Here is a 12,594-nt window from a genome sequence, read left to right as displayed (position 1 = left end):
TGCTCAATAGGACTTTTAGCCATTATCTCGATTTCAATGTGCTTGATGGACGCTCTCCGAAGACTCTGCGGTAGTCCATCGCAAAATTACCAAGATTGCAGAATCCACACTGGAGTGCGATTTCCGCCACGGTTGTTCCGGGGGAAGCACGCAAGAGCATCTGGCGAGCGTGGCGAAGACGTACCTGCTTCAAGAAACTCATTGGCGAGTAGCCGCGGCTTTTCTTGAAAGAGTAGAACAAGTTGCGCACGCCGACATTAGTCAGCAGGGCCAATTGCTCTATTGCGATGGGCTGATCCCAATGCGCCTCGATATATTCCTCTACAAGCCGGACCGTCTGTGGGGCCAAGTCTCGCTGGGCGTTCAGCGCATGGCTGAAATTGTGGCTGCTTGTCTTGAGGAGCATGACAATGAGCGCTTGTTCAAGCTCGCTCAGAGCCATCAGGGGAAGATCGGTTTCGCGCGTCTCGGCCTCATCAATGAGGAAGCATAACAACCTCCACCATTGTCGGCCGGCCGGAGTCTCGAGGTTGAGGGCCGGATCGAAGATGATATCTCCTTTGACTTCGGCGCCAATCAGACCGGTAAGTTTGCGCTCCACTGCGCCGACATCGAGCAAGAGTGCAATCTCTTCAAAGTTTGGGCCTGTGTGCAGCGCGGTTCGTTCGCCCGGTGATGCGATCAAGCCTTGTCTCCCTTCAAGGCTGACAGTCTTGCCGCGCGTTTCCCCCCAGCCTGCTCCGGAAATGGCAATGGGTACTGCGAAATAAGTTGAGGCGTCAGCATAGTAAGTCTGATCTACAGCCGTTCTAAAGCTTACATACGAGATACCAATGTCGTTGAGTTGACAATGATTGCCTCGGGCCTGGAAGTTTTTGTGGTCGCAGGGGACTGAAAAATGTAGCTCACCATAAAATGCTTGGGCCGCAGCCGTCATCTCTTCGACATCGTTGGTCCGAATGACACTGTATCGATCAAGTGGTTTCTTGTCTGTTCGAGTATCCATCGGTCATCCCTGCAATTGTGCAATGCACTATTTCACAATTTGGGTGAGGTTTGCATTTTGCTGGTAGACGGAGCCTTACGGGACGAAGAATATCCTCTGTAAATCGTGAGTGACGAGCGGAGTCTCATTTCCCGTACGATCCTTCCGACCTTCGAGCTTAATGACGAGGGTGTTTTTCCGACAGTCCTTTTGAGCAGGGTCATCGAGATTCGATTTGCTTGTTTGCGTACCGGATAACCAAATCGGTGTGCGTGTTTGCAGTAAACAAGTTGTTTATCTAACCTCCTGTTGGGATTGCGAACATTGCAATGCAATACATGGCGGTGCTCAAGGGGCTGCACTGTAGCGTCCGCGCTTTAATATGCGATTTTTTCATCAAATGGGACTGTTGTTTCACCGGCGATTCCGTACTTTTCATATTTATATGAATAGGACTTAAGCAATGAAAACCAAGTGACCAGGACACCACCATCGCTACCGATGCGGCCTTCATGGATGGCGGCAGCAAGTTGGTGGTCGAGGTCGTGCGCAAGGATGCTGGTACCGAGCTGGAAAACTCCTCCCGGGCGATGCAGAACGCACAGGGAATTTAAGAGCGATTATCGGAGAGGCTCTGAAAAACGAGGCCGCCTCCAGTATCAAATTCAGGAACCTGCCATTCAATGGGAACACAGTGATGAATACCTGCCCTAAAAACAAAACCGGGATCACCTACTGCGTGCGCGTCGCCAGCGCAATGGGGATGTCCTTCGCACTCACCTGCTCGGCGGTGGAGCAGGCTGCAATTCCGCCGTCCCTGGTAACGCCGGACCGCATCGAAACCAGCTTCGGCTCACTCAAGTTCCGCGATGGCGTACCTGACGCTGAAGCGACCGCAAAGCTCTACGAGGAACACGATTTCAGCCTGGCCTATCGCGCGTTCATGGACAACATGCGCGGCGTCAGCATCCTGTCGTTGCGCAAGGGGATGGCGAGCCTGGGCGTCAAGGACAACGAGGTCCTCATCTTCTCCGAACTGATGGACTCCAAGTCGCTGTTTCTTACCGCCAACGCCGATACGGTCTATGTCATGGGCTCTATCGACCTGACGAAGGGCCCGGTGGTGCTCGAAGCGCCGCCCGGGTTGCTGGGGGTGGTGCAGGACGCCTGGTTCCGCTGGGTCATCGACATGGGCGCGCCGGGTCCGGACCGGGGGCAGGGCGGCAAGTACCTGATCGTTCCACCGGACTACAAGGGGACCCTGCCGCAGGGTGGTTTCTTCGTTGCCCATGCCCGTACCAATCACGTCCTCTGGTTCGGTCGCTCCTTCCTGAAGGACCATAGCGATCCCAAGCCGGTCGCCGATACGATCCGCACATTCACCAGGATCTATCCCTACGAGCCTGGCGGCGTCGGCACCTCGCTGGCCGAGTTCCTGGCCGGCAAGGCGCCGCTCGGACGTGCCACGCCGGTGGCGCCGACCGTTTTCCACGAGGGCAGCGGCAAGGCGATAAACACGGTGCCGCCGAGCGACTGGAGCTACTTCGAATTGCTCAACCAGATCGTGCAGGAAGAACCCGCAACCTCGCTAGACCCGGAGCTGATGGGGCCGATTGCCGCCCTCGGCATCGTCAAGGGCAAACCCTTTGCGCCTGATGAGCGTATGAAGGGGATCATGACCCGAGCGCTTGCGGTGGGTAATGCTACGGCGCGAACGCTGTTCGTGAGCCCACGGGATCCGAGCTGGTTCTACTACCCGAAATCCTCTTGGTTCAACTTCCTGTTCGAGACCGGCTACGAGTTCGAGACGCCGATTCCGATGGTGACGCAAGAAGGCGTCAAACCCTTCCCGGACACCGGTTATCGCACGATGGATGCCCGCACCAACTTCTTCTACGGCATTACCGGCATCACGCCGGCCATGGCCATGCGGCTGCCGGGCGTTGGCTCGCAGTACCTGCTGGCGACCATGGATGGCGAGAAACAGCATTTTGACGGCGCCAAAACCTACAAGGTGACCTTGCCCAAGGGAATTCCCGAGGCGAATTTCTGGTCGCTGACCGCCTACGACAATATGACGCGCTCAATGCTCGATACGCCGCAGCGTTTCCCGCGCGCCGGCAGCCAGAGCTATCCGTCGCCCGCCGCCGAAGCCGGCGCCGATGGTTCCACCACGGTTTACTTCTCGCCGGAGCAGCCGAACGGCGTGGCGCGTGGCAACTGGATCCAGACCATGCCAGGCAAGGGCTGGTTCGTCATTCTGCGTCTCTACAGCCCGCTTGAGCCGTTCTTCAGCAAGAAGTGGCGGCCAAGTGAAATCGAGTTGGTCAAATAGTCTTTCGCTCTGCAACACCATCGGCAATCCCCCGCCAGCACTGGCGGCGGGATTGCCTGTTGTCCCTGGAGTTCCACCTTGCGAGCCCAGGGAGGTTTCAACCATGCCAATCCTCTTTCTTCGCTGACGTCTTCGCGTCGGTGGCCGCAGTCTTCATGCCGGGGATTTTCGAAGTCGCCGACTGACACCCCCCGCCCACAGCGTCCTGCCTGAAGACTTCCTCAAGCCCCCCGGTCCGATTCCAACCCATACCCCCCTGCCAATGGGGGTTAAAGCACCTCGACGAATCAATAGTCTGGCCCCAACAAGAGCGCTGTAGCGCAACGCAGGTGGGGAGCAAAGATTATGTCTGGAAAGGTGCTGGTCGCTGGCGCGGGGATGGTGCCGTTTCAGCCGCTGGGTTGCAGCGCCAGTCACGCAACGATGGCGGGGCAGTCCATACGTGCGGCGCTGGCCGATGCGCGAATCGACTATGACCTGGTCGACCAGGTCTTTACCTCCTGCGTCCACGGTGGAGCTGGCATCGCCGAGCATGCGCTATCGCAGATGGGGTATTCGGGGCTACCGGTATTCAGTCTCGCCGATGCTTGCGTGGCGGCCAGCAGCGCTTTTCAACTGGCACACAACAGCTTGCAGTGCGGCCAGGCCGAGTGTGTGCTGGTGGTGGGCGTGGAGTGCACTCCGCCACGCATTGGCGAACGCGAGTTTTTCGGCTTTCACGATGATCCGCCGGCGCCCGCTCAACTCGATAGCGTCAATGGGTTCATCTCCCAACGACAGCAACCGATGCAGCTATTCGCTGCACAGAACAGCTGGCTGTCGAAGCAGCAGGGCATTTATGCAAGCAGCTTCGAACACGTACTCGAGCGGGCTCGAACCCAGGCCTGGCTCAACCCCTATGCCGTGCTGAATCGCGCACCGGATCGCGATGGCAGGTTCGCGCCTTATCTGTGTCCGCCGGCCTGCGGTGCCGCGGCCATCTTGATCTGCACCCCGGCTTTCGCCTTGCGTTTCGGCGCGCGTGCTGACGTCCGCGTGCTGGCCAGTGCCAGGGGCAGTGACAGCAGTTCGGAGCAAGAGTCGGACTGCGTACTGGACGTGCTTGGGCGAGCAACCACCCGGCGGGTGGCGCAGCAGGCGTATCAGCAGGCAGGGATCGGCGCCGAGGACATCGACGTCGCCGAACTCCACGACCAGAGCGTCGGCGACTTCATGGTCAACAGTGCCGCGCTGGGCTTTTGCCGGGAGGACGAAATCCACCGGTTTGTACAACTCAACGGCCCCTTGAAAGGGCAGATGAACGCAGTCAACCCGTCCGGTGGCCTGCTTGGGCGCGGAAACGCCCCGGGTGCCACTGGACTGGCGCAACTGGTCGAGCTTGTCTGGCAACTGCGAAACCTGGCCGAAGGCAGACAAATCGTCGGCGCCCGCACGGCGCTTCAGCATAGCACCGCCCTGGGCAGGGAGGTGTCGGTGACCCTTCTGCAGCGCACCTGAGAGGAGACTCATTACGCCGTGATTCAACCCATGACTTTTCGTAAACCATAGAGCAGGTGGCAAGCTGGATGAACAAAAATAATAAGATCTGCCATGCAAACCTTCGCAAAGGGTTGTTGGCTTCCGCCATTCTCTCCGGCCTGGGCACCGCGCCCGTGGGGGCTGTGGAGATCAACACTGGAAATGAAGACCTTGTTGTTCGTTTCGACAATACGCTGAAGTTCAATTACGCCCAGCGTGTGGAGGCCGCCAACAGTAAGTTGGCCCACTCATGGAACAACAACGACGGTAACCGCAACTTTTCCTCCGGTAGCGCAGTAGCCCAGCGGCTGGACGTGTTATCCGAACTGGACGTGGTCTACAAGGACAAAGCTGGTTTGCGCGTCAGCGCCAACTCCTGGTATGACCACGCTTACGATGATCTGGGCAGCGACAACGCTTCAACCAACCAGATCAATGATGGCCGGCCGGATTCCCGTCATCAGAGCGGCTACGTCGATCGCTACTACAACGGTCCGTCCTCGGAAATTCTCGATGCCTTCGTGTTCGGCAGCACTGAAATCGGCGACGAATCGCTGCTCAGCGGCAAGGCCGGCAGGCACACGGTCTACTGGGGGGAAACCATCCTGGCTTTTGCCCACGGTAATAGCTATGGCCAGTCCGGTCTGGATATATCCAAGGCACTGGCGGTACCGGGTACCGAAGCCAAGGAACTGTTCATTCCGCGCAATCAATTGTCCACCAGTTTCACCCTCAATCCGGAACTGACGGTCGCCGCGCAATATTTCCTGGATTGGGATGCGGCGCGCCTGCCGGAGTCGGGTACTTACCTGGGCTTTAACGACGGCATCCAGAATGGTGGCCACAACCTTTCGTTGATAGCAGGGCAAAATCCGTTTTTCGGCACACCCGGTCCCTTGGGTGCCAACCAGTTCCTGCGTCTGTCCAACGGCCATACGTTTACCCCGGACAATCACGGTGACTTTGGCCTGATGGCCAAGTGGAGTCCGGAGTGGCTGGAGGGCACCCTGGGTGTCTACTACCGCAAAACCTCCGACATTCTGCCAAACCTGGTGTTGCAGCCAACGGCGGTAGGTCCTGCCCAACTGATTTCCGGCAACGTCGGCAGCTACAACCAGTTCTATGTCGATGACATCGATGTCTACGGTCTCAGCCTGTCGAAAAGCATCGAGGGTGTCAGCGTCGGTCTCGACCTGAACTACCGCCACAACATGCCGCTGGCCAGCGTACCGGCAACAGTCAATCCAGTGGCCGGTGCTGCCGGTTTGCCAGGTTTCATCAGCAGTTTCGACGGCGACAACGGCGTGGCGCGCGGAAACACCGTGCATGCGGTGCTCAACGGTTTGACCACCTTCGGCGCCACTCCCGTCTGGGACAGCTCGACCTTGCTGGTTGAACTCGCCTACAGCCGCTGGCTTGACGTCACCGAGAACAAGCAGCTGTTCAAGGGCGAAGACTGGTATCGCGGTGTCGACAAGGTCACCAGGGACAACTACGTCCTGGGCGTTAACTTCAACCCTACGTGGTATCAGGTGACGCCCGGCATCGATCTGTATTTGCCGCTCAACTACAACGTCGGTCTGTCGGGCAATTCGGCAGTGCAACTGGGCGGTAACAAGGATTCCGGCAGCTACTCGGTGGGCGTTGGCATGGACGTGCACAACCAGTACCGGTTCGACCTCAAGTACGTCGACAACTTCGGCCCCTTCGACACTTGCGATTCGGCGGGCAGCGCCAGGGCGCAAGGCGATGGCGCCGCGCCAGGGGCCAACGGCCAATACAACTGCGCGCTGGGGCAGACCACGGCATTCGGCGGCACGCAACCTCAACTCAAGGATCGGGGCATGGTCACGTTCACCTTCAAAACGACCATTTGATCGAAATCTTTGCTAGAACGCAGGAGTCACAGCATGAAGTTCATCAACAGCCTATTGTTCACCGCCCTGAGCATTGCCTTCGCCGGTTCGACCCACGCGGCGGTATCGGCGGACCAAGCGGCAAGGTTGGGCAGCAGCCTGACCGGCGTCGGAGCCGAAACGGCCGGCAATGCCGACAACACTATTCCCGCCTACACTGGTGGCCTGACCACGGCGCCGACCAGCTTTCAGCCGGGCAGTTCGTTTCGCCCCGACCCCTTCGAGGCCGACAAGCCGCGAGCGGTGATCGATGGCAAAAGCCTCGGGCAGTACGCTGGCCAATTGACCGCCACCACCCAGGAGTTGCTCAAGCGCTACCCCGGGTTCAGGGTCGATCTGTATCCCACCCATCGCAGCGTCGCGCTACCGCAACGGCTGCTGGACAACACCGCGAAAAATGCCGTGGGCGCGAAAACCCTGGAAGGTGGCCTGGCCCTGGAAAATGCCTTGCCGGGCGTACCGTTCCCGATTCCGCAAGACGGCTATGAAGCCATGTGGAACCATCTGCTGCGGTATCAGGGTTACGCCACCCACATCAAGTATGACTCGTGGAACGTCGACGGCTCCGGCAGAGCGATTCTGGCCACGTCCGGCAACGCCTGGCTCGAATACCCGCTCTATGACCCCAAGCGTACCGATGCGGCGAAAGAGACGGATCTGTTCTTCAAGACCAAGCTCTATTATCAGGCCCCAGCCCGTCGCGCCGGCGAAGCGATCCTGGTGCAGGACGCGGTCAACCCGCTGAAAATGGAGCGTCGCGGCTGGCAATACCTGCCGGGCCAGCGTCGGGTGAAACTGGCTCCGGACATCGCCTACGACACACCAAACCCCGGCACGGCCGGTGCCTCGACCTACGACGATGCCTGGGTGTTCAACGGCGCGATGGATCGTTACGACTTCAAGCTGGTGGGCAAGAAGGAAATGATCGTTCCCTACAACACCTACAAGCTCAACTATCACAAGGACGCCGCCGCGATCACCACGCCGCACTTCGTCAATCCGGACCTGATGCGCTGGGAGCTTCACCGGGTGTGGGTAGTCGAGGCCACGCTGAAACCGGGCAAGCGCCACATCTACAGCAAGCGCACCTTCTATCTCGACGAAGACAGCTGGATTGCCCTGGCGTCCGACGAATACGACGCCAGCGGCAAGCTGTACCGCGGTTCCTTCGCGCATCTGGCCTACAGCTATGACGTGCAGGCGCCGAACTCCGACAACCACATGATTTATGACCTGGTCTCCGGTAGCTACAACATCACCGGCATCTATGGCCCCTATGGCGGCGTCAAGTACATCGACCCGCTCTCGAAAGCGCAATGGGCACCTGAGTCACTGGCTGGCACTGGCATTCGCTAACGCCATAAATGCAGGTTTTTTGTCGCCGGCAGTGGGCTCGTCACTGCCCGGCGGCTTTTTTGGCCGAGTAAACGTCATGAATGCATTTAGATGGATAACGCTCGCTGCGCTGGTCGTGGCGGTTGCCGTGCCATTCACCAGGCCCGTGGTCGCTGCGGAGTTTGTCGATCCGCTGTCAAGTCCGGCGATTGCAAGCGAAAAAGCCTTTCACGGGATATTCACCGGGTTGGCCCATGCGGGTAATCGCTTGATCGCGGTCGGTCAGCGCGGTCACATTTTTCTTTCCGATGATGCTGGCGCGCACTGGATTCAAGCGCAGGTACCGGTCAGTTCCGATCTGGTCGCCGTGCATTTCCCGAGCCCCTCCCAAGGCTGGGCTGTGGGGCACGACGGCGTCGTGTTGCACAGCGCCGACCAGGGGCAAACCTGGACCCGCCAACTCGATGGCCGGCAAATCGGGCAGATCGTGCTCGAACACTATAAGCGGCAATCGGCGCCGAATGAGGCGTTGCTGGCCGATGCCCAGCGGTTGATCGACGAGGGCGCGGATAAACCCTTTCTGGACGTGTGGTTCATCGATGACAAAACCGGCTACGTCGTCGGTGCATTCAACCTGATTTTCCGCACCGACGATGGCGGGCAGACCTGGGTGCCGATGATGGACCGCACAGACAATCCGGGCGGGCTGAATCTGTACGGGATGCGAGCCATCGGCGATGACCTGTTCATCGTCGGCGAGCAGGGTCTGGTTCTGAGACTGGACCCGCTGACGCAACGCTTCGTCAATGTGCCGACGCCTTACGGCGGCAGTTACTTCGGCGTCACGGGCAAGCGGGGCGTTGTCCTGGTGTATGGCCTGCGGGGCAATGTCTATCGCAGCGTCGATCACGGCGCGAGCTGGGACAAGGTCGAGTTGGGGCTGGCCTCGAGCATCACTGCCAGTTCTGTTACGGCAGATGGCCGAATCGTGCTGGTCAGCCAGGCCGGGCATGTGTTGATCAGCAGCGATGACGGCGCAAGTTTCACGCAAAAGCCACAAGACCGCCTGGGGCCGGCCGCAGCGGTGCAGAGCGTCGGTTCGAGTTCTGTGGTGATCGCGGGCGCGCAGGGTTTGCGCCAGTTGCCTGTGCAATGAGCCCACTTCCCACAATAACAAGAGACGAGCCACGTCATGGGTAATTACAACTCCGATACGATGCCGGTCATTCGCGAGCTCAAGGGCTTCGATGCACGTTCCGGCAACTTCCTCGAGCGGCTGATCTTCAATCACCGTTTGCTGGTGGTCCTCACCTGCGTAATCGTCACTGTGTTTCTGAGCTATGTCGCCGCCACCCGGCTCACGCTCAACGCCAGCTTCGAGAAGATGATCCCGCAGAGCCAGCCGTACATCAAAAACTACCTGGAGAACCGTCAGTTACTGCGCGGGTTGGGCAATACGGTGCGGGTGGTGGTGGAAAACACCGAGGGCGATATCTACGCCCCGGCTTACCTGGAAGTGCTCAAGCAGGTCAACGACACATTGTTCCTGACCAGCGGGGTGGATCGCGCCTGGGTCAAGTCACTGTGGACGCCGTCGGTGCGCTGGACAGAGGTCACGGAGGATGGCTTTCGCGGCGGCCCGGTGATGCCGGACTCCTACGACGGTTCAGCCAGTGGCGTCGAGCAGTTGCGCTTGAACATCGCCCGCTCCGGGATCATCGGCAGCCTGGTCGGCAACAACTTCAAGTCGAGCATGATCGTGGTGCCGCTTCTGGAAAAGGACCCGGTCACCGGTGCCGCTATCGACTATCACCAGTTCTCTCGCACCCTGGAAGAACAGTTGCGCGGCAAGTTCGAATTTGCCGGTAAGGCAACGCCTGGGTTCGGCGAGGAGGGCAAGGGCCCGATCAAGATCCGCGTCATCGGTTTCGCCAAACTGGTGGGCGACCTGATCGATGGCCTGATGCTGATCATGATGTATTTCGGTGCGGCCGCGTTGATTGCCACCGCCATCATTTATGCCTTCACCCGTTGCGTGCGCAGCACCGCGCTGGTGATCTCGTGTTCGGTGGTTGCAGTGGTCTGGCAACTCGGGCTGATCACCTTGTTCGGCTACGCACTCGATCCGTTTTCGATCCTGGTGCCGTTTCTGGTGTTCGCCATTGGCGTTTCCCACGGCGCACAGAAAATGAACGGAATCATGCAGGACGTCGGTCGCGGCACTCATCAGTTGATCGCCGCGCGTTATACCTTCCGCCGCTTGTTTCTCGCCGGTCTCACCGCGTTGTTGGCCGATGCGGTTGGCTTTGCGGTGCTGATGCTGATCGACATCCCAGTGATCCAGGACCTTGCCGTCACGGCGAGCATCGGCGTAGCGGTATTGATCTTTACCAACCTGGTGCTGCTGCCGGTGCTGCTGTCTTATTGGGGTGTCAGTCCGAAAGCGGCGGCGCGCAGCTTGCGTCAGGAAAGCAAGGAGTTGAAGGGCAAAGGGTTGGGCACTGTGTGGAGTCTGCTCGACCGATTCACCGAGCGGCGCTGGGCGACGATGGCAGTAGTGGTCGCAGGGCTGTTGGCCGTTGGCGGTTTCATGGTCAGCACTCACCTGAAGATTGGCGACCTCGATCCCGGAGCACCCGAGTTGCGTGCCGATTCGCGTTATAACCGAGACAACAGCTACATCACAGCGAACTATTCGCTGTCGAGCGATCAGTTCGCCGTCATGGTTAAAACCGCCAGCGAAGGCTGCCTGAAATACGAAACCCTGGTGGAAGCGGACCGACTCGGCTGGCTGCTGCAACAGCAACCGGGTGTGCAGACCACTGTGTCGCTGGTCAACGCCGTGCGGCAGATCACGGCAGGTTCCTTCGAGGGGAACCCGAAAATGCTGACCATCGCCCGCAACCAGAACGTCCTCAATTACGGCGCGCAACAAGCCTCGGTGAATAACCCGGAACTGTTCGACAGCGATTGCTCGATGATGCCGGTGATCGCTTATCTCTCCGACCACAGGGCCCAAACCCTCGATCAAGTGGTGAAAGTGGCCGATCGGTTTGCCCGCGAACACAGCAATGATGATCGTAAATTCATGCTCGCCGCCGGCAGCGCCGGCATCGAGGCGGCGACCAACATTGTCGTGCGCGACGCCAACCGCACCATGCTGTTCTACGTATACGCCGCGGTGATCGTATTGTGTTTCATCACCTTCCGCAGTTGGCGCGCGGTGGTGGTGGCCGTGGTGCCGCTGATGCTGACCTCGATCCTCTGCGAGGCGTTGATGGTCTGGCTGGGCATGGGCGTCAAAGTGGCGACCTTGCCGGTGATTGCCCTGGGCGTTGGCATCGGCATCGACTACGCGCTGTATCTGCTCAGCGTGCAACTGGCGCAACAACGTGCAGGCCTGTCGCTGGCCGAAGCCTATAAAAACTCAGTCGCGTTCACCGGCAAAGTGGTGGCGTTGGTGGGCATTACCCTGGCGGCAGGCGTGATCACCTGGGCCTGGTCGCCGATCAAATTCCAGGCTGACATGGGCATTCTGCTGACCTTCATGTTCGTCTGGAACATGATCGGTGCCCTGGTGTTGATCCCTGCGTTGTCGCACTTCCTGCTCCGTCGCAACCCTTGAAACTGGAAACCCACATGGCCATTCCCGATCTCAAAAACAAGAAAGTCATGATCACCGGTGCCGCCTCGGGCATCGGTCGTGCGGCGGCGTTCGCATTCGCTCGCCGTGGTGCGCACGTCATTGCCACGGACGTTGATTCGCAGGCATTGAAACAGCTTCAGGCCGACATCGTAGCGCTCGGCGCTGTTTGCATGATCCATCAGGTGGATGTTTCGAATCACGACGAGATGCAGTCGCTCGCCGAGCATCCGTACATGAAGCAGAAGCCGATCGATGTGTTGATCAACAACGCCGGCATCGGTTACCTGGGGTCGTTTCTTCAAAGCGACCTGGCGCACTGGCGGCGGGTCATGGACATCAACCTTATGGGGGTGGTGCATGGTTGTCATCACTTCATCCCGCAAATGATCCAGGCAGGTGGGGTGCGGCATGTGCTGAATGTGGCGTCGGTGGCGGGTATCTATCCGTCGCCGGGCATGGGCGCCTACGCAGCCTCCAAACAGGCGGTGTTCGGTTTCAGTGAAGTGCTGAAGATGGAACTGGCCGACTCCAATGTCCACATCACCACGGTCTGCCCCGGCATCATCAATACCGCCATCACTCGGTCCCCTGGCAACATTTCGCCTTCCATCAGTGGCGAGAAGATCGAGCGGCTGCAGGCTTACTACAAGGCCAGCGGATGTGAACCGGAACGGGTCGCCGAGGCGATGGTCCGTGCTGTGCAGAAAGGCCAGGACCTTGTGCTGGTCGGGCCGTTTGCCAAACTGGTTTTCCACCTCAAGCGCCTGTCTTTGAGGCTGATGCGTCATGTGATCCTGCGTGACGCCCGGAAGATCGGCTACCTGTGATTTTCCTGGCCAGCCAGTACTACGGCGGTGAG

At 59.2% G+C, this 12,594-nt stretch carries 8 protein-coding genes; 7 read left to right on the top strand and 1 reads right to left on the bottom strand.

The window, feature by feature from the left end; all coding sequences use genetic code 11:
* Positions 1-22: 22 nt before the first annotated feature.
* Positions 23-1,006, bottom strand: a complete 984-nt coding sequence (locus CAG47_RS00190; RefSeq protein ID WP_085722931.1) for an AraC family transcriptional regulator — start codon at positions 1,004-1,006, stop codon at positions 23-25.
* A 676-nt stretch (positions 1,007-1,682) separates the two neighbouring features.
* Here CAG47_RS00190 and CAG47_RS00185 point away from each other — a divergent pair.
* The 7 genes from CAG47_RS00185 (at position 1,683) to CAG47_RS00155 (ending at position 12,562) form a co-directional block, all read left to right on the top strand.
* Complete coding sequence (locus CAG47_RS00185) at positions 1,683-3,320, top strand: DUF1254 domain-containing protein (protein ID WP_218190667.1); 1,638 nt, start codon at positions 1,683-1,685, stop codon at positions 3,318-3,320.
* 345 nt (positions 3,321-3,665) lie between these two features.
* On the top strand, positions 3,666-4,817 hold the full coding sequence (locus CAG47_RS00180) for an acetyl-CoA acetyltransferase (RefSeq protein WP_085722930.1): 1,152 nt from the start codon (positions 3,666-3,668) through the stop codon (positions 4,815-4,817).
* A gap of 68 nt (positions 4,818-4,885) precedes the next feature.
* Complete coding sequence (locus CAG47_RS00175; RefSeq protein ID WP_085722929.1) at positions 4,886-6,715, top strand: DUF1302 domain-containing protein; 1,830 nt, start codon at positions 4,886-4,888, stop codon at positions 6,713-6,715.
* A 33-nt stretch (positions 6,716-6,748) separates the two neighbouring features.
* Positions 6,749-8,110, top strand: coding sequence for a DUF1329 domain-containing protein (locus CAG47_RS00170; protein WP_085722928.1), 1,362 nt, complete (start codon positions 6,749-6,751; stop codon positions 8,108-8,110).
* A 76-nt stretch (positions 8,111-8,186) separates the two neighbouring features.
* The gene (locus CAG47_RS00165) at positions 8,187-9,245 is read left to right on the top strand and encodes a YCF48-related protein (RefSeq protein ID WP_085722927.1); all 1,059 of its coding nucleotides are present in this window, start codon (positions 8,187-8,189) and stop codon (positions 9,243-9,245) included.
* 36 nt (positions 9,246-9,281) lie between these two features.
* Positions 9,282-11,714, top strand: coding sequence for an RND family transporter (locus tag CAG47_RS00160; protein ID WP_085722926.1), 2,433 nt, complete (start codon positions 9,282-9,284; stop codon positions 11,712-11,714).
* A 14-nt stretch (positions 11,715-11,728) separates the two neighbouring features.
* Positions 11,729-12,562, top strand: coding sequence for an SDR family oxidoreductase (locus CAG47_RS00155; RefSeq protein WP_085722925.1), 834 nt, complete (start codon positions 11,729-11,731; stop codon positions 12,560-12,562).
* Positions 12,563-12,594: the final 32 nt, after the last annotated feature.

Source organism: Pseudomonas sp. R37(2017) (assembly GCF_002113375.1).
Classification (GTDB): Bacteria; Pseudomonadota; Gammaproteobacteria; order Pseudomonadales; family Pseudomonadaceae; genus Aquipseudomonas.
Note: the sequence above shows the minus strand (reverse complement) of the source record. Positions and strands in the feature narration are given on the sequence as shown.